Origin of the sequence: Pseudomonas sp. TWI628 (assembly GCF_039673865.1) — a bacterium.
Taxonomy (GTDB): Bacteria; Pseudomonadota; Gammaproteobacteria; order Pseudomonadales; family Pseudomonadaceae; genus Aquipseudomonas.
In genome coordinates, this window is record NZ_JBDJMM010000027.1 from 79,007 (window position 1) to 99,980 (window position 20,974).

The following is a 20,974-nucleotide window of genomic DNA, read 5'->3' on the forward strand; positions in this document are numbered from 1 at the left end:
GAAAACTCGGTGGCAAACGACGAAATGACGCTTAGTCTTTCATAACAACGCCGGCATAGGGAGCCCGAATGAGCGAACAGCAGATCCTTCTGAGTGTGGGCGGCATCGGCGCAGCTGCGCTGGCCTGCCAGTGGCTGGCCTGGCGCCTGAAACTGCCCGCCATCCTGTTCCTGCTGCTGTGCGGGATCGTCGCTGGCCCGGTGCTGGGCTGGCTGTCACCTGAAGCGCTGTTCGGCCCGCTGCTGATGCCTCTGGTGTCACTGGCCGTGGCACTGATCCTGTTCGAAGGCAGCCTGACCCTGCATATATCGCAGTGGCGGGAGATCGGCAGCGTGGTGCATCGCCTGGTAACGCTCGGGGCGCTGACCACCTGGCTGGTGATCGCCTTGGCCACCCATTGGTTACTGGGGTTCGAATGGCTGCTGGCGATCCTGTTCGGGGCCCTGACTCTGGTGACCGGGCCCACGGTGATCGTGCCCATGCTGCGCGTGGTGCGGCCAAACGCGACGATCGCCAACATCCTGCGCTGGGAAGGCATCGTCATCGACCCTATCGGTGCTCTGCTGGCCGTTGTGGTCTACAGCTTCATCATCGCCAGCGGCGACGGCCTGAGCCAGAGCCTGATCACCTTCGCCGGGGTGATCCTGTGCGGCTGCGCGCTGGGTGCCGCCGGTGGCTGGCTGCTGGGCCAGGTGATGCGTGCGCAATGGCTGCCGGAATACCTGCACAACCTGGCGTCCCTGGCCGCCGTGCTGGGCATCTTCATTGCCGCCAACCAGATCGTTCACGAGTCCGGGCTGCTGGCGGTGACGGTGATGGGCATGTGGCTGGCCAACATGCGCGGGGTCGATGTGCGACAGATCCTGCACTTCAAGGAAAACCTCAGCGTCCTGTTGATTTCCGGGCTCTTCATCCTGCTCGCCGCCCGCCTCGACCTGCAAGCCCTGTTGTCCCTGGGCCCGGCGGTTCTCGCCCTGCTATTGGTGATTCAGTTGCTGGCAAGGCCGCTGAATGTGCTGGTTTCCACTGCCGGGTCTGCGCTGAACTGGCGCGAACGCGCCCTGCTGGCCTGGATAGCACCCCGCGGGATTGTCGCCGCCGCGGTTTCGGCGGTATTTGCCATCCGCCTCGACCAGGCAGGCCACCCCTCGGCCTTGTTGCTGGTGCCGCTGACCTTCGCCGTAATCATCGGTACGGTGGTACTGCAAAGTGCTACCGCGCGGCCACTGGCGCGGCTACTCAAGGTTGCAGAGCCTGCGCCCAGCGGCTTTCTGCTGGTGGGCGCCAACCCGCCAGCACGCGCGCTGGCGAAAGCCTTGCAACAGCTTGGCTGCCGCGTCCTGCTGACCGATTCGAGCTGGGAAAACATACGGGCTGCACGCATGGATGGCTTGCCAACCTACTTTGGCAACCCAGCTTCGCAGCACGCCGACGCGCATCTGGACCTGGTGGGCCTCGGCCATTTGCTAGGGCTGTCGCCTGCTGGCGAACTCAACGCACTGGCGTGCGCTCGGTTTCGCCATGATTTCGGCCACAAGCGGCTGTTCGTGCTGGCCAGCGGGCTGGAAAACCGGCGCAGTGACAAGCATCGCGCCAGCGAAGAACACCGGGGGCAGTTACTCGGATCAAGCCCCATGACTTACCTGCAACTGGCCAATCGCCTGCTCGCAGGGGGCGAGTTGTTCAGCACCACGCTGACCGAAGCCTTCGGCTGGCAGCAGTACCTGGCGCTGCACGGCGAACGTGCGACCTTGCTGTTCGCCCGCGATGCCCACGGCTGGGTGCATGTTGCCTGCCCGGACGCCCCGCTCACCCCTCAGGCAGGCTGGACGCTGGTTTCACTGATCGACCCGCAGCCGCAAATGCCGCAGGCAACAACCGACAAGGCCCTGGCCGACCCGTGAGGGTCAGTTGCCGGGCAGCACCGGCACCGGGCGCTTGTCCTCGTCGATGGCGACAAAGCTGAACACACCGTGGATCGCCCGCTCGCGGCCATCCAGGTACATGTTCTCGACGAACACATCCACCTGCACCTGCAAGCTGGTGTTGCCGACCTTGATCACCGTACCCACCAACTCGACGATCGAGCCCGCCGGGATCGGGTGCTTGAAGTCGATACGGTCGGTGGACACCGTCACCAGCGGCAGCCGGCAGAAGCGCGTGGCGGCAATGAACGACACTTCGTCCATCCAGGCCAGCGCGGTGCCGCCGAACAGGGTGTTGTGGTGGTTGGTGGTGTTGGGGAACACCGCCTTGGTCACGCGGGTTACCGACAGTTCGGTGCGGCGCTGGATTTCCTGGTCTCGAGTGGTCATATCTGTCACTTTTCACGGGTTTCAAAACGCAAAAAAGCAGCCCGAAGGCTGCTTTTTTCTCGCTAGGCGGCCTTGGCCACCGGGCAAACTGCACTCAGGACAGTTTTTCCTTGATGCGAGCGGCTTTGCCGGACAGGTCGCGCAGGTAGTACAGCTTGGCTTTACGCACGTCACCACGACGTTTCACGGCCAGGCTGTCGATCTGCGGGCTGTAGGTCTGGAAGGTACGCTCAACGCCTACGCCGCTGGAGATCTTGCGCACGGTGAAGGCGCTGTTCAGACCGCGGTTACGCTTGGCGATGACAACGCCTTCGAACGCCTGCAGACGGGAACGATCACCTTCCTTCACTTTAACCTGGACGACGATGGTGTCGCCTGGTGCGAAGGTTGGGATTTCCTTGCTCATCTGCTCGGCTTCGAGCTGCTGGATGATCTTGTTGGTCATGCTGTGCTCCTAAGATGGATACTTGATCCACCATCGATACGTTTAACTATCGTCCCGCTCGCGGAGATATTCCTCGAGCAGCTTCTTCTCTTCTCCAGAAAGCGAGCGACTTTCCAGAAGATCGGCGCGTCGTTCGAAGGTCCTACCAAGGGACTGCTTCATCCGCCATCGCCGGATATGTGCATGGTTGCCACTTAGCAACACGTCGGGAACACGCTGATCCGCATACACCTCAGGTCGGGTGTAGTGCGGGCAATCCAGCAGACCGTCGGTGAAAGAGTCTTCCTCCGCCGAGTCCACATGCCCTAAAGCTCCGGGCAGCAGCCGTGTAACCGCATCGATCAGTACCATGGCCGGCAGCTCGCCACCGGAAAGCACATAGTCGCCAATCGACCACTCCTCATCGACATGAGCCTCGATAAAGCGCTCGTCGATGCCTTCATAACGACCGGCGATCAGGATCAACGATTCCTGTTCGGCCAGGCCTTTGACCGCCTGCTGAGTCAGCTTGCGGCCTTGTGGCGAAAGGTAGATCACCTTCGCCGCTGCTCCGGTCGCTTGCCTGGCGCTAACCAGGGCGTCTTCCAGAGGCTTGATTTTCATCACCATGCCCGGACCACCGCCAAACGGCCGATCATCCACGGTATGGTGGCGATCTGTGGTGTAGTCCCGCGGGTTCCAGCAAGTCACCTGAAGCAACCCCTGTTTCACCGCACGGCTGGTAATGCCGTACTCTGTGATGGCCGAGAACATCTCGGGGAACAGCGTGATGACGTCTACGCGAAGGTTACCCATCGTTTAGAAGTCCGCGTCCCACTCAACCCGCATCACGCCTGCTTCCAGGTCGATATCGAGCACGCATTGCGCCGTATAGGGCAACAGACGCTCGCGATCATCCAGGCTGCCTGCGCAGGGTTTGACCACCATTACATCGTTCGCACCGGTCTCCAACAGGTGATCGACCTTGCCGAACAGTTGTTCGTCCTGGTTGATGACCTTCAGACCCACCAACTGGTACCAGTAGTACTCGTCGGCAGCCAGGTTGGGCAAAAGGCTCCGCGCAATGCAGATTTCGTGACCACTCAGAAGACGGGCTTCATCACGATCATCGAGGCCTTTCAGTTTCACGACCAGGCCCTTTTGGGAGCCACGACCGCTGACCAGCTCGACCTGCTTTACCTTGCCTTCGTGCCGAAGCGTCCAGCGTGGATAATCCAACAGGTTTTCAATCGGATCGGTAAAGGAATACACCTTCACCTCGCCGCGAACGCCGTGAACCGAAAAAATCTTGCCAACGACGATAAGGTCGTCAGCCTTTTCTGGCGTCGCGTTCATACTGATTAGGCGGCAGCCTTGGCAGCGTCCTTCAGCAGCTGAGCAACGCGCTCAGACGGCTGTGCGCCCTGGCTCAGCCAGTAGGAAACGCGCTCTTGGTTGACCGACAGCTTGACTTCGGCGCCCGATGCGATCGGGTTGAAGAAGCCTACGCGCTCAACGAAACGGCCGTCACGGGCGTTACGCGAGTTGGTCACGGTCAGGTGGTAGAATGGGCGCTTTTTCGAGCCGCCACGGGCAAGACGAATGGTTACCATGTGAACATTGTTCCTATAGTCGGTGCTGCAAATCTGAATGCCAAATAGGCACACGGGTGCCCAAAAGGCCGCATATTCTCGGGGAATACACGGACATTTGCAAATGCCTTTTTCGGCAGAGCCCTGCCCTACCGTCCAGATTTGCCGGTTAAGCCACGGAATCCGTGGCCGTTGCCCCGCCGCAGCGGGGGTTCCGGGCGCCCGCTCATCTAAAAGCAGGCGCCCAAAATAGGGGTTACAGCTTCGGCATGCCGCCGCCCGGCAGCATCCCGCCCAGGCCGCGCATCATCTTGGCCATGCCGCCCTTGGCAGAGAACTTCTTCATCATCTTCTGCATCTGCTTGTGCTGTTTGATCAGCCGGCCGATGTCCTGCACCTGGGTGCCGGAGCCTAGGGCGATGCGGCGCTTGCGCGAACCGCTGATCAGGTCAGGGTCGCGACGCTCGGCCGGGGTCATCGAGTTGATGATCGCTTCCATCTGCTTGAACTGCTTCTCGGCCGCGCCCTGGGCATTGCCCATCTGCGACAGGTTGACCCCGCCGATGCTCGGCAGCTTGTCCATCAGGCCGCCCAGGCCACCCATGTTCTTCATCTGCTGCAGCTGGTCACGGAAGTCTTCGAGGTCGAAGCCCTTGCCCTTCTTCAGCTTCTTGGCCAGCTTGTCGGCCTTGGCCTTGTCAATGGTCTGTTCGGCCTGCTCGATCAGGCTGAGCACGTCGCCCATGCCGAGGATGCGCGAGGCGACACGGTCCGGGTGGAACGGCTCGAGGGCTTCGGTCTTCTCGCCCATACCGATGAACTTGATCGGCTTGCCAGTGATCGCACGCACCGACAGCGCGGCACCGCCACGGGCGTCACCGTCGACCTTGGTCAGTACCACGCCGGTCAGCGGCAGCGCTTCGCCGAACGCCTTGGCGGTGTTGGCGGCATCCTGGCCGGTCATGGCATCGACCACGAACAGGGTCTCGATCGGCTTGACTGCGGCGTGCAGGGCCTTGATCTCGTCCATCATGTCGGTGTCGATGTGCAGACGACCGGCGGTATCGACGATGACCACGTCGATGAATTTGAGCTTGGCTTCGCGGATCGCAGCTTCGGCGATGGCCACCGGCTTCTGGCTGATATCGGACGGGAAGAAGGTCACGCCGATGTCGTTGGCCAGGGTTTCCAGCTGCTTGATCGCCGCCGGGCGGTAGACGTCGGCCGAAACCACCATCACGCTCTTCTTCTTGCGCTCCTTGAGGAAGCGCGCCAGCTTGCCGGCGGTGGTGGTCTTACCGGCGCCCTGCAGGCCGGCCATCAGCACCACGGCTGGCGGCGCGGCGTTCAGCGCGAGGTCTTCGTTGGCCGCGCCCATCAGGCTTTCCAGCTCGGCCTGGACGATCTTCACGAACGCCTGGCCCGGGGTCAGGCTGCGCGATACCTCGGTGCCGACCGCACGGTCCTTGACACTGTTGACGAAATCCTTGACCACCGGCAGGGCAACGTCGGCCTCGAGCAGGGCCATGCGCACTTCGCGCAATGTGTCCTTGATGTTGTCTTCAGTCAGCTTGGCCTTGCCGGTGACATGGCGCAGCGTCTGTGACAGGCGGTCGGTCAGGTTTTCGAACATGGTGATCCTTTCAGGCCCAGTAAAAGCCGAGGTTTGTCAGGCACCCGCAGGGGAAATGTACACCCGCCAGGCACAGCAAGGCGGCGATTATAACGAAGTGCGACGGCGGCGCACACCTCGCTGCCGATCGGTCTGGATGGCCGGTGGCGTTCTATGCCAAACTCCGTCTCTTTCAGGGCTCTGCAACCAGGACTTATGGTTTCCTCACCCAGCCTCATCCCCAACCTGATCGCCGCCGGCTTATATATAGCTGCGGCCATCTACCAGGGCACCTACCTGGCCCAGGGCCGCAAGGCCGACAAACGCCTGCTTGGCCTGCTCGGCGCCCTCGCCGTGGTCGCCCAGAGTGGCGCGCTGTTCTTCCAGCTGATCACCCCGCTGGGGCTGAGCCTGGACTTCTTCAGCGCTGCCAGCCTGATCGCCGTGGCGGTCATCACCCTGACGCTGCTGGCCTGCCTGCGTATCCCGGTGGAAAACCTGCTGGTGCTGCTGTTCCCGCTCGGCGCCGTCACCGCCCTGCTGGCGCAGTTCGCCCCACCCGGCACGGTGCCGCTGATCGACGAAGAACCGGGCATCCTCGCGCACATCCTGCTGTCGATCCTGGCCTATGGCCTGTTCACCATCGCGGTGTTCCAGTCGCTGCTGTTGCTGCTGCAGGACCGCCAGCTGAAGAACAAGCACCCGTCCGGGCTGATCCGCAACTTCCCGCCGCTGCAGACCATGGAAAGCCTGCTGTTTGGCTTCCTCTGGGCGGGCTGGTGCCTGCTCTCGCTGTCGCTGATTTCCGGCTGGCTGTTCCTTGAGAACCTCTTTGCCCAGCATCTTGTGCACAAGACGCTGCTGGCGTGTGTGGCCTGGGTGGTGTTCAGCGTGCTGCTGTGGGGCCGCACCCGCCTGGGCTGGCGCGGGCACAAGGCGATCCGCTGGACGCTGGCGGGTTTCTGCCTGCTGATGCTGGCCTATTTCGGCAGCAAGCTGGTTCGCGAATTCATCCTGCATATCTGACGGTCGCCCATGGACACCCTGCCGTACGCACCGCTACTCGGCATTCTGGCACTGGCGCTACTGTGGTCGGCGTTGTTCAGCGCCGTGGATGCCGCCCGCCTGCAGCTCAATGGTTCGCTGCGCAACGGCGATGACGGCCAGCCGCTGCTGCCAGCCCAGGCACTGGTGCTGTGCGCCAGCCTGGGCAAACTGTTGGTGCTGGGCCTGGCGTGCCTGATCGGCCAACGCCAGAACGGCGAACACGGCTTCTGGCTGGCAGGCCTTGCCGCCGTGGCGGCCTTGCTGGTGTTCGCCGAGTTCCTGCCGCGGCGCCTGGCCCGGCGCAACCCGCAGGCCTTCATCAGCCTTGGCCTGAGCCTGCGCCCGTTTCCCCTCGCCCTGCTGCAACCTTTGGCCTGCCTGTTCGACGGCATCGCCAAGCTGCTGCTGCGACCGTTCCGCGTGCAGCCCACAGCAGTGGCCCTGCACCCGCAGGAAGATGACGACTACGACGAAGACGACGAGCACGAAGTGCCGCGCCACGGCCTGCTTGACGGCCTGCAATCGCTGGACAAGATCACCGTCAACGACATCCTGGTGCCACGCAACGAAGTCGACGGTATCAACCTTGACGACCCCATCGCGCACATCATCGAGCAGCTGATCGTCAGCCGGCACACACGCCTGCCGGTCTATCACAGCGACATCAACCAGGTCGAAGCGATCCTCAACACCAAGCTCATCAGCCACCTGCTGCCCAAGGCCGAGCTGACCCTGGAGCAACTGCTGGGTGCCTGCTACGAACCCTACTTCGTGCCGGAAAGCACCCCCCTGCAGATGCAGTTGCTGAACTTCCACAAGCAACAGCGGCGCCTGGGCGTGGTGGTGGACGAGTATGGTGAGGTGCTGGGCATCGTCACCCTGGAAGACATCCTCGAAGAGATCGTCGGCGAGTTCGAGGACGAACAGAGCCTCGACAACCCGCACGTGCACCCACAACCCGATGGTACCTTCGTCATCGAAGGCACCGCCTCGCTACGCGAAATCAACCGTACCCTGGGCTGGCACCTGCCCTGTGATGGCGGCCCGAAAACCCTCAACGGGCTGGTCACCGAAGCACTGGAAAGCATCCCGGAAAGTGCCGTTTGCCTGAAGATCGGCCGCTATCGCCTGGAAATCCTCGAAACAGAGGACAATTGCGCCAGCAAGGTACTGGTGTGGACCGTGACCCGATAGCTATACTCGGGTCACGCTTACCCAGCCCCGCCGTTCCGCCTGCTACCCGCACCCGGCGCCACACGGCCAGTCCGCTCCACTGACACGCCCCGCGGTCCTGCTTCAATACCCCGAACAGTGCCCGCTCCCGCCCCTACCCTCCTCGGGCTAATCGTCAGTTGCGCGAACACAACAACAATACGCTCCGGCGTCCGCAAATCTGTGCCTGCCTTCAACGCCTGCACTGGGCCACGGACAATGCATGGAACGGACCAGACTGTTAGGGACCTACTTAATGACAACCAGCACCTATGCCCAAGCGCCTGCCGCACCGGTCAACTCGCCTGCTCGGGTCGCCACTGCCAGTTTCATCGGCACCGCCATCGAGTTCTACGATTTCTACGTCTATGCCACCGCCGCCGCACTGGTGATCGGCCCGGTGTTCTTCCCGTCCGGGTCGGGCACCGCGCAGATGCTTGCGGCATTCATCACCTTCGGCATCGCCTTCCTTGCCCGCCCGCTGGGCTCGGCACTGTTCGGCCACTTCGGTGACCGCATCGGGCGCAAGTCGACCCTGGTCGCCTCGCTGCTGCTGATGGGCGTATCGACCACGTTGATCGGCGTGCTGCCGGGCTATGACAGCATCGGCGTGTGGGCACCGATCCTGCTCTGCCTGCTGCGCTTCGGCCAAGGCCTGGGCCTGGGTGGCGAATGGGGCGGTGCAGCGTTGCTGGCCACCGAAAACGCACCGCAGGGCAAACGCGCCTGGTTCGGCATGTTCCCGCAACTTGGCCCTTCAATCGGTTTCCTTGCGGCCAACGGCCTGTTCCTGACCCTGGCCATGCTGCTCAGCGACGAACAGTTCCGCGACTGGGGCTGGCGCATTCCGTTCCTGCTCAGCGCTGCATTGGTGATGGTAGGGCTGTATGTGCGCCTGAAGCTTGAAGAAAGCCCGGTGTTCGCCAAGGCAGTGGCCCGCCACGAACGCGTGAAAATGCCGGTGGTCGACCTGTTCGGCAAATACTGGATGCCAACCCTGCTGGGCGCAGCCGCCATGGTGGTGTGCTATGCGCTGTTCTATATCTCGACGGTGTTTTCGCTGAGCTACGGCGTGACCACGCTGGGCTACAGCCGCGAAACCTTCCTCGGCCTGCTGTGCTTCGCGGTGGTGTTCATGGCGTTGGCCACACCGCTGTCGGCGTGGCTGAGTGACCGTTATGGGCGCAAGCCGGTGCTGATCGTCGGTGGCCTGCTGGCGGTGGCATCGGGCTTTACCATGGAGCCGCTGCTGACCTCGGGTTCGACCACGGGTGTGGCGCTGTTCCTGGCCATCGAGCTGTTCCTGATGGGGGTGACCTTCGCGCCGATGGGGGCGCTGCTGCCTGAGCTGTTCCCGACCCACGTGCGATATACCGGCGCTTCGGCGGCGTACAACCTGGGCGGCATCGTCGGGGCCTCGGCGGCGCCGTTCTTTGCCCAGAAGCTGGTGAGCATGGGTGGGTTGAGCTGGGTAGGTGGCTATGTGTCGGCGGCGGCGGTGATCAGCCTGATTGCCGTGCTGTGCCTGAAAGAAACCCGCAATACCGAGTTGTAAACAATTGGGGCCGCTTTGCGGCCCCCAATCGGATCAGAACTCGACCTTGACCGCCTGCGAAGCACGGGTCGCCTTGGCCCGCGCAGCTTCCACCGACTCGTCACGCGCCAGGCACACCCCCATGCGGCGAGTGCCGTTGATTTCCGGCTTGCCGAACAGGCGAATAGCGGTGTCAGGCTCGCTCAGGGCAGCCCCCAGGTTGGCAAAGCTGGTCTGCTGCGACTGGCCTTCCGGCAGGATCACCGCCGAGGCCGACGGCCCGAACTGGCGCACCACCGGGATCGGCAGGCCGAGAATGGCGCGGGCGTGCAGGGCGAACTGCGACAAATCCTGGGAAATCAGGGTCACCAGGCCAGTGTCATGCGGGCGCGGCGAGACTTCGCTGAACCACACCTGGTCGCCTTTGACGAACAGTTCCACGCCGAACAGACCACGGCCACCCAGTGCATCGGTGACCGCCTTGGCCACGCGCTGGGACTCGGCCAGGGCTTTCGCGCTCATGGCCTGTGGCTGCCAGGATTCCTGGTAGTCGCCCTTCTCCTGACGGTGGCCGACCGGTTCGAGGAAGGTGGTGCCGCCCACATGGCGCACGGTCAGCAGGGTGATTTCGTATTCGAAGTCGATGAAGCCCTCGATGATCACCCGGCCCTTGCCGGCACGGCCGCCTTCCTGGGCGTAGTCCCAGGACTTCTGCAGGTCGGCATCGCTGCGCAGCAGGCTCTGGCCCTTGCCCGAGGAGCTCATCACCGGCTTGACCACGCACGGGTAACCGACGTCGGCCACGGCCTTGGCATAGTCCTCGAAGGTGTCGGCGAAGTGGTACGGCGAGGTTGGCAGGTCCAGCTCTTCGGCGGCCAGGCGGCGGATGCCTTCGCGGTTCATGGTCAGCTGGGTGGCGCGGGCGGTCGGCACCACGTTGAAGCCTTCGTTTTCCAGTTCGACCAGCGTGGCGGTGGCGATCGCTTCGATTTCCGGAACGATGTAGTGCGGCTTTTCCGCTTCGATGATCGCCCGCAGGGCAACGCCATCGAGCATGTTGACCACGTGGCTGCGGTGCGCCACCTGCATCGCCGGGGCGTTGGCGTAGCGGTCGACGGCGATCACTTCGACGCCCAGGCGCTGCAGCTCGATCACCACTTCCTTGCCCAGCTCGCCACAGCCGCAGAGCAGTACACGGGTCGCGGTTGGCGACAATGGGGTTCCGATACGGGTCATTTCAGGTCCTCGAAGGCGTCCGGGGCCGCACCAGGCTTGGCACGGCCCGCTGAAAAAGGACCCGTATTCTACACCATCAACCCGCTACAGCGGCCCGCCGCGCACGAAATGCCATGGCCAGCCAGACGGCCGTGACACCGGCGAATTTCGAGGCCATGGCGGTGCCGATCACCGCCGGTGTGAGGGCGCCGATCATGCCGAAGAAGATGAAGGTGTCCACCGGAATGCTCAGCGCCGAGCTCAGCCACAGGCGGTCACGCAGCGGCCGGCGGGTGACGCTGAACACCAGCCAGTCGATCAGCTCGGAGACAAAGAACGCGGTAGCGCTGGCCAGGGCGATGGCCGGCTCCGAGGTGGCGTACGACAGCACCAGGGCCAGCAGCATGGCGATCAGCGCGCCGTGACCGTAGCGGGTCTGGACCATGTCGCGCAGGATGAACACCAGGCCGCCCCAGCAGGACCAGATGATGTCCAGGTGCGGGGCGCTGGAGAAGGCGTAGTTGATCAGCACTACGCTACTGATATAGGCAATGAGATAGAACATGGCGAGCGGCCTGTGGGCAAGCCGCACAGATTACTTGATTTTGCGGTCAGTGCCCAATAATCAGGCCGGCTGCCACCGCCCGTTCATGGCACAGCTTCAGCACCGCCCGGCGCTCGGTATTGTCCATCCGCCCCCAGCGGCCGATCTCGGCCACGGTGCGCTGGCAGCCGGTGCAGATATCCTGCTCGTCCAGTGCGCAGATGCTCACACAAGGTGAAGCCACTGGCCGCTCCAGAGCAACTTCACTCATCGTCAACCACCAGCTCCCGCGCATAACGCTCGGCATTGTGTACATAGTGCGCGGCGCTGGCCTCGAGCATGCGCATCTGCTGTTCGGTCAGCTCGCGCACCACCTTGCCTGGCGAGCCCATCACCAGCGAACCGTCAGGGATTTCCTTGCCTTCCGGGATCAGCGCGTTGGCGCCGATGATGCAGTGCTTGCCGATACGCGCGCCGTTGAGGATGACGGCGTTGATGCCGATCAGGCTGTAGTCGCCAACCGAGCAGCCATGCAGCATGGCGTTGTGGCCAATGGTCACGCCCTTGCCCAGGGTCAGCGGCGAGCCCATGTCGGTGTGCATCACGGTACCGTCCTGGACGTTGCTGTCCTCACCGATGTCGATCAGCTCGTTGTCACCGCGCAGCACTGCACCGAACCACACGCTGGCACGGGCCTGCAGGCGCACTTTGCCAATCAGGGTGGCGTTGGGTGCGGCCCAGCTGGTGGGGTGGCATTCGACCCGATGGTCGCCCAGGCGGTATTTCATGTTCGCTCCTCAGCGGTTCACGCAGACGGCGGGATGTGCCCCGCTCAGATTTCGATGTAGCGCTCGGGGGGTTGATGCAGGCTGATACCGGCGTCATACAACAGATTGACCAGCTCGACGATCATGATCGCCGACAGCCCCCAGATCTTGTACTCGCCATAGCGGTAACTGGGCACGTACCAGCTGCGGCCCTGATAATCGATACGGTGGGTATGGTCACGCGGGTCCTGACGGAAGAATTCCAGCGGCACGCTGAAGACTGCCGCGATTTCGGCATCATTGGCGCGATATTCGACGAAATCCGGGATCAAGCCGACGAACGGGGTCACTTTCAGGCCGTGCAGGGAGATCAGCGGGCTGAGTGGGCCAACTACCTCCACCAGGCCGGGCGGCAGGCCGATTTCTTCCTCGGCTTCGCGTAGCGCGGTAAACACCAGGTCCGGGTCTTCCGGGTCGCGGCGGCCGCCGGGAAAGGCGACTTCGCCGCCGTGGGTCGACAGCCCCTTGGCACGCAGAGTCAAGACCAGCTCAGGCGCTTCGCTGCGGGTAATGGGCAAAAGTACCGCCGCCTCGGGGAACCGTCGGTCGGTTTCCAGTGAAGCGGGTTGGTGGTTGCTCATTCGGCGAAGTAGCTCGTCCAGCATTGCGCACTCTCGTTTCCAAGGCCTGCCTTGCATGATGCACCAAAGCCGCGAAGCACCCAAGCCCCGTGCGCTTGCGGCAACCCTGCCAGGCGCGCCAAGATAACCCGATCAATAGGGAAGACAGCATGAAATTTTGCAGCGCGTGCGGCCAGCCGGTCATTCAGCGGATCCCCGAGGGCGACAGCCGCCTGCGGTTCGTCTGCGAGTATTGCCAGACCATCCACTACCAGAACCCCAACATCGTCGCCGGCGTGCTGCCCACCTGGGGTAGCCAGGTGCTGCTGTGCCGCCGCGCCATCGAGCCGCGCCGCGGGTTCTGGACGCTACCGGCGGGCTTCATGGAAAACGGCGAGACCCTCGACCAGGCCGCCCGTCGCGAAACGGTCGAGGAAGCCTGTGCCCAGGTCGGCGACATGGCCCTGTACCAGCTGTTCGACCTGCCGCACATCAACCAGGTGCATGTGTTCTTCCGTGCCGAGCTGGCCGACCTGGCTTTCGCCGTCGGCGTCGAAAGCCTGGAGGTGCGATTGTTCGAGGAACACGAAATACCGTGGGGTGAGCTGGCTTTCCGCACCGTCACTCGCACACTAGAATGCTATTATCGCGACCGCATCAGGCAGCACTACCCGATAGGCCATGAATACCTGCCTCCGATGACTGTTTCGCCCACCACTTAAGCTCGCAGGTACTGCTTCATGCGTTGGTTGTTCGCCCTTTTCTGCCTTTGCGTTACCACGGTGTCCCAGGCGGCCTTCACCGAAGTCATCATTCGCAAGCCTCAACCGCCCGCGCCGGCCCAGTCGCAATCCCAGGCGGCCATGCAGCCGCTGATCGACAAGGTGCTGGTGATCAAGTCCGAACGGCGCCTGCAGCTGATCAGCCGCGGCGAGCCGCTGAAGACCTACCGCATCTCACTGGGCAAGCAGCCCAAGGGCGCCAAGGAACGCGAAGGCGACAAGAAGACCCCGGAAGGCCTGTACTGGCTGGACTGGCGCAAGGAAAGCGACCGCTTCAACCTGGCCATGCACATCACCTACCCGAACATCAGCGACGCCGCCCGCGCCACCCGCGAAGGCTGGAGCGCCGGCAGCATGATCATGATCCACGGCACGCCGGTCGACGATAACTACCCCGAGTGGTACTTCCACACCCTCGACTGGACCGATGGCTGCATCGCCATGCGCAACCGCGACATGCAGGAAGTGTGGGACCTGGTCCGCGATGGCACCCTGATCGAGATTCGTCCTTGATAGTCCTACATTCAGATTGAGCCTGTAGGACCTTTCATACTTCAGATGCACACCTTCCCTACGCCCTGCAGAGGCCGGGGACTGCATCCAACCGACAGCATTAATTTTTAGCATCCACGCAAACGAGTACGTAACCCGTACGCCAATTGCGAGGGTGCTTCATGCCAGGCCCACTCCGTCACTCCGCCAGCAGGCTGCTCGCCGGTTGCCTGGCTGGCATGCTGATCTCCCACACGGTCCTGGCTGACGACCCCGCCAGCCTGCAACTGCGCGACCAGCAACAATCACTGCGGCAATTCGAACAGCAACAGCGGCTCAAGCGCTGGCAACAGCCGCCCTTGCCTGAACGAGACGAGCAGGCCCCGGCCCTGCCGACCGACAGCCAGTGCTGGGCCGTGTCCGGCCTGCGCATCATCGGCAACCGCCAACTTGCGGATCAGGCACTCAAGCCCGCTCTGCGCGAGCAGCTTCAGCCCTGCATGGGCATCGATGACATCAATAGCCTGCTCCGGGGCATCACCCAGCTGTATGTCAGCGCGGGATTTCCGACCAGCCGTCCCTACCTGCGCCAACAACCTCGGGATGGTGCGCCACTGGACATTGTCATCGTCGAAGGCTTTGTCGAATCCATCGAGCTCGACGCCCCCGAGCTGCCATTGTTTTTGCCCGGCGCCTTCCCTGGCGTGCTAGGCGAGCCCCTTTACCTACCCGCCCTCGAGCAGGGCCTGGACCAACTCAATCGCCTGCGCGCCTATGACGTGGGCATGGACCTGCTGCCCGGCGAACTGCAGGGCGGTACCCGGGTTGTGCTGCAACCGCGCAAGATCGGCTCGCGCTGGCACCTGGACAGCCGCCTCGACAACCGCGGCAGTGAGCTGACCGGCCGCCACCGGCTTAACCTGGGCTTGGGTCTGGACAGCCCGCTGGGGCTCAATGACGACCTGCGCGTGTCGTTGCTCTCCAGCGTCTTCCACGCCCCCGGCCAGGTGCAAGGCATCACGCTGTACTACAGCGTCCCCTACGGCCCCTGGACCTTTGCCCTCAACGCCAGCCAACTGACCTACGACGCACCGCTGCCGCACAGTCGGCAGACCAGCGACGGCAGCAGCAGCTACCAGGGCCTGAGCGTCGAGCGGATGCTGTGGCGCAACCAGCAAGGCATGCTCAGCGCCAGCGCACGGCTGGACCGCAAGCAGCTGGTCAACCGCAGCGCGGGTGCCGTCATCAACCAGCAGAGCCCGACACTTACCAGCATTGAGGCTGGCATCAACCTGCTGTGGCTCGAAGGCGGGTTATGGAACGGGTATGTGGGTGTTGCCCAAGGCCTGGACTGGTTCGCTGCCGACGAGTCGCCATTGGGTGCGGAACGCCTGCGCCCGGATTTTCGCAAGTACCGCGCCAGCCTGCTGCATCTGCGCCAGGGGCCGCCTGAAACACCTTGGCGCTGGCAAAGCGAGCTGGCCTTGCAGTACAGCGAACACGCGTTGCCTGCCGTCGAGCAATTACTGGTCAGCGACGACTCGACGGTACGCGGCTTTCGCCTGCGCACCTACTCCGGCGCCAGCGGCGCGGCCTGGCGCAATACCTTCAGCCAAGCCCTGCCAGCGGACTGGACTCACCCCCTGCAGATACGCCCTTACCTTGGCCTGGATGTGGGCTGGGCCCGGTCAGCCACTGGCAAACCCTCACAACGCCTGGCAGGCGCAGCCGCCGGCATCGAACTGAGCCAGCCGAACGCCCGGCTGCGCCTCGACTACCAACGCGCCCTCTACACCAGCGACCTGCCCCGCTCCCGCCTGGAGCCCGGCTTCTGGGTACTGGAGTGCACCTTGAGCATTTGATTCACCCACAACAAAGAGAACGAGAACATGCAGATACTCTCGCCGTTACCGTCTACCCGCCCGGACACCTTGCGCTGGGCCATCTTCCTCGCCCTGCTCGGCCCCACCAGCGCCCTGGCGCAGGGTGGGCTGGAGGCCGCCAGCGGCCCGGCAGGCACCCCCATCATCAACAACGATCATGGCGTACCGGTGATCGACATCGTCCCACCCAACGCCAGTGGCCTGTCGCATAACCAGTTCCTCGACTACAACGTCGCCCGCCCCGGCGTGGTGCTGAACAACGCCCTGCAGGCGGGCCAGTCGCAACTGGCTGGCGCCCTGGCCGCCAACCCGCAGTTCCAGGGCCAGGCAGCATCGACCATTCTCAACGAGGTGGTCAGCCGCAACGCCTCGCTGATCGAGGGCCCGCAGGAGATCTTCGGCCGCCCTGCCGACTACATCCTCGCCAACCCCAATGGCATTACCCTCAATGGCGGCAGTTTCATTAATACCACCCGCGCCGGGTTCGTGGTCGGCACACCTGAATTGCAGGATGAACAGCTGCGCAATTTCAACACACTGAATGCCAGTGGCACGTTGCAGGTGCTTCAGGGCGGTCAAAGCAATGCCGAAGGTGCGCTTGATCTGATTGCACCCAAGGTGGACCAGAAAGGATTGCTCAAGGCCAAAGGCAACCTTGACGTAATCGTCGGCCGCAATCGCATCGCTCATGCCGATGGCCAGATCCTCGAACACCTGCCGGGCACCCCGTCGAGCATCGACGCCAAGCTGTTCGGCGCCATGCGCGCCGGGCGCATTCGCGTGGTGAGTACTGCCGAAGGTGCGGGCGTGCGCATGGGGCCGGTCGAATTCAAGGCGGATGAGGGTATCGACGTTCAATCGGCCGGCACCCTGACGATCAGTGGCTCAGGCGAGCAATACGCCACACTCAACACCAAGCACGGCGCGCTGCGCCTTGGCGCCGCTGACGACCTGACGCTGCACAGTGTCGATGGCCAGGCCGAGCGAATCGAGGTCAAGGCCGGGAACAAACTGACCCTGGATGGCGAGACCCGTCGGGCGCTCAGCAAAGACAAGGACAACTGGCGCAAGAAAACCCTGTTCATCACCCATGAAACCTATGACAGTGAGCGCACCACCACGCAGACCAATCAGCAAGGCACGCGCCTGCTGGGGCGGGACAGTGTACTGCTGGAGTCCGGTGGCGACATGCACCTGGTGGCCGCCGATATCAATGTGCTGGAAGAACTGACCCTCGCCAGCGGCGGCGACCTGGACATCGCAGGCGGCCTGGACAGCGAGCGCATCGAACAAACCATTCGCCACCGCAAGCATCTGTGGAGGGGGGATCGCGATACCGAGCAGTTCAAGGAAACGGCCAAACCCAGCGAGTTGAACGCCAATCGCATGACGCTGAAGGCAAGCAATACCGTCAAGGTACGCGGCAGCACATTGCAAAGCCGCAGTGACATGGCCATCAACGGCAAGCAGGTAGAAGTCGGCACCCTGGCGCTGCAAGACAGCAACACAGAAAGCGGCTACCGCGGCGACCTGGTGTCCGGGACATTCTTCGCTGACCGCAAAGGTAATGACACTCAAGGCCAGACCGTCGCTGGCAGCCGGGTTATCGCAGGCGGCAAGCTGGATGTGATTGCCGACCAGGTGACCATCAAAGGCAGCACGGTCACCGGCACCTTGGACGCGGTGCTCTACAGCCAGAAAGGCCAACTGATCATAGAGGCGGACCACGCTCGCAGCACCTCGACCGATCATGACAGCAGTAGCCAGGTGTTCGGCCTGTTCGGAAACGATGACAAACGCACCACCCAGAAAGATCAGGTACTGATCAGCGATGTGTCCTCCAATAGCAACCTGCGCCTGGCCAGTGCCGAAGAGCTGCGTATTCAGGGCGCCAAGGTCGAGGCCGGCCAGCACCTGCAAGTGGAAGCCAAGGGCGATGTGCTGATCGGCAGCGCACAAGCGGTCAACGAAAGCGAAAGCCGCGACCAGCAACGGGGTATGACTGCCAGTGCCCGGCAAACCCAGGCAGCCGAAGACGGCAAGCCGGAGTCGCGCCAGTATGCGGCGGGCGTGGCTTATGAAGTGACCACCGGCACCGAAAAAGTGCGCGACACCACGCAGGTCGCCAGCGAACTGAAGGGGGCTACGGTTGGCCTGAAAAGCGAGGGGCGCCTGCAAGTCAACGGCTCCAAGGTTCAGGCAGCTGCCGGCGACCTCGATGTGCAGGCCAGGCAAGTGACGCTGGGCGCCACTCGCAATGAGCGCGAGTCGACCACCAGCACAAGCCAGAGCGGCGGCGGTCTGACCGTTACCGGCGGCATCGACCGCCTGGGCAGCCTGTTCGAAGGCCATCACAACAGCACCGTGGTGACCGAACGCGACAGCAAAGCCCAACGCAGCGAACTGCAGGCCAGTGGCAACGTGAAAGTCGATGCTGACGAACTGGTGACCGAAGCCGCACGCGTCACTGCCGGGGATACCCTCAACGTCAGCGCCAAGCGCATCGACAACCGTGCGGTTCTGGATACCCATGATCGGGAAGAACTCCGCAACGAATGGTCCGGCAGCCTCGGCGCCAGCGTCGAGTACCGCGACCTGACCCGGCCGATCGAACGGCTGGTGCTGGGCGAAGAAGCCGCGCGCTTCCAGCAGGCATCCCCCGAAGACGCCATGGTGGCCCCCAGCGTCGGTGCCGACATGACCGTCGAGCACCTTAAACGCCTGGAAAACCAGCGCCGTGGCATTGCCCAGGTGAGTGAGCTGTCGGGTGCGAAAGTCGCGGTCAAGGCCGACACCCTCGACGACCAGGGTACCGCCTGGCGTGCCAATGCCGGCCAACTGCAGATCGAGGCTCAGACGCACACGATGCGAACCGCCGAAAACACCCAGGAGGACAGCGTGCAGCGCCTGGCCTTTGGTGGAGACCTGCGCATCGACACCAGCTCCGGCAGTGACCTGAATGCCCGCGGCGCGGGCAAGGGTGGCTCGCTGGACAAGCAGACAATGGCCAGCACCGCAGTGCCCGGCAGCCTTTATGGGCAACAGGGCATTCAGGTTCAGCTGGGTAGCGATGGTCAATATGAGGGCACACGCATCGAGGGTGGCGAAGGTGAAGTGGTCATCCACAGTGAAGGCAACCTGTCGCTGCCCCAGGCCAACGACCGCACCGAGGAGTTGACCCGTCAGCTTGACGGCAATGCTTGGGCCAAGGTCGGCAACCGCCCTGGCAGCACCGGCCTCGATGGCCGTGGTTACCTTGACCACGCGCAGCTGCAAACCGTGCAAACCAAGGCGCACGTCGCACAGATCGACGCAAAGGGTGAAGTCCGCCTGAGCAGCGCGGGTGATCTGTCGCTGGAAGGCACCCGCATCGGCAGTCGCGAAGCCAAGGTGGGCGATATTCGCCTGCACAGCGATGGCCTGCTGCAGGTCAAGGCAGGCAATGACACCCAGCAAGCCAACGGCGGCAAACTCGGTGGTGGCATGGAGCTGGCAGCCACGATGGGTGAGACCAAGGGCGGCGGCATCGGTGGCCATTTCACCCATGGCACGCAGGATGAAAACGCCCGTCAGGCCGTCGATGCCCAGTTCGCCAGTGCCGGCAAGCTGACCCTCGGCAGCGCTGCTCGCGAGGATATTGCCCTGCACCTGGAGGGCCTGCAGGCATCCGCCGAGCAAATCGAGCTCAACGCGTCCAACGGCGGCATGCTGATCGAGGCTTCCTCCAATCAGGAGCAGCGCAACAATCTCGAGATCAGCGCCGGTGCCGGTTTCAACATGAGCGCAGGCGCCACCGACACCCGTGGCCTGCATGGCCGGGCCAAGGTCGAGCTGGACAAGCGCGACAACCAGACCTGGAAGGCCAGTAACCTGCGCGCCGAAACCATTGACCTGCAAAGCCGCGGTGATACCCGCATCGAAGGCGCCAGCCTGGAAGCCGGGCGCATCACCAGCGCGATCGATGGCGACCTGCGCATCGCCAGCCGCGAGGACAGCGTCGACACGCTGACGGTGAAGGGCGATGCACGCTTGAGCCAGGAGAAGAACCCGCAAGGTTACGTCAACGCCGCCACCTCGCTGGCCGGGCCACTGGGTGGCAAGGTCCAGGAAAAGGCCGGCTCGGCCTTGAGCAAGGCTGACCCGGGCTTCTCGCCGACCTTCAGCCTTGAGGTGTCGCACGTGCAGCGCGACAGCGTGGGGCAGCAGGCGGTGCTCAAGGGCAGTGACGGTATCGAGCTGAAGGTGGGCGGTGATGCCCAGCTGGTTGGCGCACGGCTGCAGTCGGCCAAGGGCGCGGTCGCGCTTGATGCCAGCTCGGTGAGCCGGGAAACCCTGAGTGGCAATGATTACCGTCGGGATGTGTCGGTCGATGCGTCCAATTCGCCGGTGGACCTGGGTACGGCGATTGCCGACTTGGCCAAGGGCAAAGGCGCGGCGGATGGCGAGAATGCGCTGGACCTGGGGTTGCTGAGGACCAGTGGGCATAGTCGCAGTGAACAGTGGGTTTCCAGCGTGCAGGGGGATAAGGCGGAGTAAGGGGTTAGGCGCGGATGTGCCTGCCTTGGGAGGTTCAGCGCCTGTCAGATCGAGCGCCGCCCGCGCGGCGCATCGCGAGCAAGCTCGCTCCTACATTTGTTGCAACGTGGCCATGCCTGTTAGGCCATGGTTGTCAGCCTTGTTGGCATGACGGGATTTTGAGGTGGGCATTGATGCCGCCTCACCTGACGAGAGACATGCGCCAAGGCGGGCAACCATGGCCTGTCAGGTTCGGTACGTTGCAACAAATGTAGGAGCGAGCTTGCTCGCGATGCGCCGCGCGGGCGGCGCGAGGGTGTCAGAAATTTTGTGTTCGGGCATAACATGAGTAAGAGGTGCATGTATGCCAACCAAAAAGAAACCCTTGCGTGACCTGCCCAAAATCCCCAAAGAGCTGCT

The 20,974-nt window shown here is 63.3% G+C and carries 19 protein-coding genes; 8 read left to right on the forward strand and 11 right to left on the reverse strand.

Features of this window, described 5'->3' with window-relative positions; all coding sequences use genetic code 11:
- Nucleotides 1-68: 68 nt before the first annotated feature.
- Nucleotides 69-1,904, forward strand: coding sequence for a sodium:proton antiporter (locus tag ABE528_RS20660; RefSeq protein WP_346653942.1), 1,836 nt, complete (start codon nucleotides 69-71; stop codon nucleotides 1,902-1,904).
- Between the two features lie 3 nt (nucleotides 1,905-1,907).
- On the opposite strand, the gene ABE528_RS20665 is transcribed toward ABE528_RS20660, so the two are convergent.
- The 6 genes from ABE528_RS20665 to ffh form a co-directional block, all read right to left on the reverse strand.
- Nucleotides 1,908-2,315 carry an acyl-CoA thioesterase gene (locus ABE528_RS20665; RefSeq protein WP_152958146.1) on the reverse strand — a complete coding sequence of 136 codons (408 nt, stop codon included), beginning with the start codon at nucleotides 2,313-2,315 and terminating at the stop codon, nucleotides 1,908-1,910.
- Between the two features lie 94 nt (nucleotides 2,316-2,409).
- A complete protein-coding gene (rplS, locus tag ABE528_RS20670; protein WP_023629812.1) occupies nucleotides 2,410-2,760 on the reverse strand; it encodes a 50S ribosomal protein L19 in 351 nt (116 codons plus the stop codon).
- A gap of 42 nt (nucleotides 2,761-2,802) precedes the next feature.
- On the reverse strand, nucleotides 2,803-3,555 hold the full coding sequence (trmD, locus tag ABE528_RS20675) for a tRNA (guanosine(37)-N1)-methyltransferase TrmD (protein WP_003252146.1): 753 nt from the start codon (nucleotides 3,553-3,555) through the stop codon (nucleotides 2,803-2,805).
- Between the two features lie 3 nt (nucleotides 3,556-3,558).
- On the reverse strand, nucleotides 3,559-4,095 hold the full coding sequence (gene rimM, locus ABE528_RS20680; protein ID WP_054887025.1) for a ribosome maturation factor RimM: 537 nt from the start codon (nucleotides 4,093-4,095) through the stop codon (nucleotides 3,559-3,561).
- A 5-nt stretch (nucleotides 4,096-4,100) separates the two neighbouring features.
- On the reverse strand, nucleotides 4,101-4,352 hold the full coding sequence (gene rpsP / locus ABE528_RS20685) for a 30S ribosomal protein S16 (RefSeq protein WP_027920106.1): 252 nt from the start codon (nucleotides 4,350-4,352) through the stop codon (nucleotides 4,101-4,103).
- Between the two features lie 235 nt (nucleotides 4,353-4,587).
- Entirely contained in the window at nucleotides 4,588-5,964 is a 1,377-nt protein-coding gene (gene ffh / locus ABE528_RS20690; protein ID WP_152958147.1) for a signal recognition particle protein, read from the reverse strand.
- Between the two features lie 195 nt (nucleotides 5,965-6,159).
- Here ffh and ABE528_RS20695 point away from each other — a divergent pair, with 195 nt between their 5' ends.
- The 3 genes from ABE528_RS20695 to ABE528_RS20705 all read left to right on the forward strand — a co-directional run bounded on the left by ABE528_RS20695 (nucleotide 6,160) and on the right by ABE528_RS20705 (nucleotide 9,757).
- Nucleotides 6,160-6,969, forward strand: a complete 810-nt coding sequence (locus ABE528_RS20695) for an inner membrane protein YpjD (RefSeq protein ID WP_152958148.1) — start codon at nucleotides 6,160-6,162, stop codon at nucleotides 6,967-6,969.
- 9 nt (nucleotides 6,970-6,978) lie between these two features.
- Nucleotides 6,979-8,184 (forward strand): transporter associated domain-containing protein, encoded by a 1,206-nt coding sequence (locus tag ABE528_RS20700; protein ID WP_152958149.1) that lies wholly within the window; start codon nucleotides 6,979-6,981, stop codon nucleotides 8,182-8,184.
- A 274-nt stretch (nucleotides 8,185-8,458) separates the two neighbouring features.
- Nucleotides 8,459-9,757, forward strand: a complete 1,299-nt coding sequence (locus ABE528_RS20705; RefSeq protein ID WP_152958150.1) for an MFS transporter — start codon at nucleotides 8,459-8,461, stop codon at nucleotides 9,755-9,757.
- 33 nt (nucleotides 9,758-9,790) lie between these two features.
- Here the strand turns inward: ABE528_RS20705 and purT are convergent, their stop codons facing one another.
- From purT to ABE528_RS20730, 5 genes are all read right to left on the reverse strand, one after another.
- Complete coding sequence (gene purT / locus ABE528_RS20710) at nucleotides 9,791-10,972, reverse strand: formate-dependent phosphoribosylglycinamide formyltransferase (protein WP_103445466.1); 1,182 nt, start codon at nucleotides 10,970-10,972, stop codon at nucleotides 9,791-9,793.
- Between the two features lie 76 nt (nucleotides 10,973-11,048).
- Nucleotides 11,049-11,516 (reverse strand): VUT family protein, encoded by a 468-nt coding sequence (locus tag ABE528_RS20715; RefSeq protein ID WP_152958151.1) that lies wholly within the window; start codon nucleotides 11,514-11,516, stop codon nucleotides 11,049-11,051.
- Nucleotides 11,517-11,562: 46 nt separating this feature from the next.
- The gene (locus tag ABE528_RS20720) at nucleotides 11,563-11,766 is read right to left on the reverse strand and encodes a DUF1289 domain-containing protein (protein WP_152958152.1); all 204 of its coding nucleotides are present in this window, start codon (nucleotides 11,764-11,766) and stop codon (nucleotides 11,563-11,565) included.
- Complete coding sequence (locus tag ABE528_RS20725) at nucleotides 11,759-12,283, reverse strand: gamma carbonic anhydrase family protein (RefSeq protein ID WP_110637284.1); 525 nt, start codon at nucleotides 12,281-12,283, stop codon at nucleotides 11,759-11,761. Before ABE528_RS20725 ends, ABE528_RS20720 begins: the two co-directional genes overlap by 8 nt.
- Before the next feature lie 44 nt (nucleotides 12,284-12,327).
- On the reverse strand, nucleotides 12,328-12,927 hold the full coding sequence (locus ABE528_RS20730) for a CoA pyrophosphatase (protein WP_110637286.1): 600 nt from the start codon (nucleotides 12,925-12,927) through the stop codon (nucleotides 12,328-12,330).
- A gap of 125 nt (nucleotides 12,928-13,052) precedes the next feature.
- Here ABE528_RS20730 and ABE528_RS20735 point away from each other — a divergent pair, with 125 nt between their 5' ends.
- The 4 genes from ABE528_RS20735 (at nucleotide 13,053) to ABE528_RS20750 (ending at nucleotide 20,575) form a co-directional block, all read left to right on the forward strand.
- Nucleotides 13,053-13,604: an NUDIX hydrolase gene (locus tag ABE528_RS20735; RefSeq protein WP_152958154.1), complete on the forward strand. Its 552-nt coding sequence runs from the start codon at nucleotides 13,053-13,055 to the stop codon at nucleotides 13,602-13,604.
- A gap of 18 nt (nucleotides 13,605-13,622) precedes the next feature.
- Nucleotides 13,623-14,177 carry a L,D-transpeptidase family protein gene (locus ABE528_RS20740; protein WP_152958155.1) on the forward strand — a complete coding sequence of 185 codons (555 nt, stop codon included), beginning with the start codon at nucleotides 13,623-13,625 and terminating at the stop codon, nucleotides 14,175-14,177.
- A 161-nt stretch (nucleotides 14,178-14,338) separates the two neighbouring features.
- Nucleotides 14,339-16,018, forward strand: coding sequence for a ShlB/FhaC/HecB family hemolysin secretion/activation protein (locus ABE528_RS20745; protein ID WP_346653943.1), 1,680 nt, complete (start codon nucleotides 14,339-14,341; stop codon nucleotides 16,016-16,018).
- 27 nt (nucleotides 16,019-16,045) lie between these two features.
- Complete coding sequence (locus ABE528_RS20750) at nucleotides 16,046-20,575, forward strand: hemagglutinin repeat-containing protein (RefSeq protein ID WP_346653944.1); 4,530 nt, start codon at nucleotides 16,046-16,048, stop codon at nucleotides 20,573-20,575.
- Nucleotides 20,576-20,974: the final 399 nt, after the last annotated feature.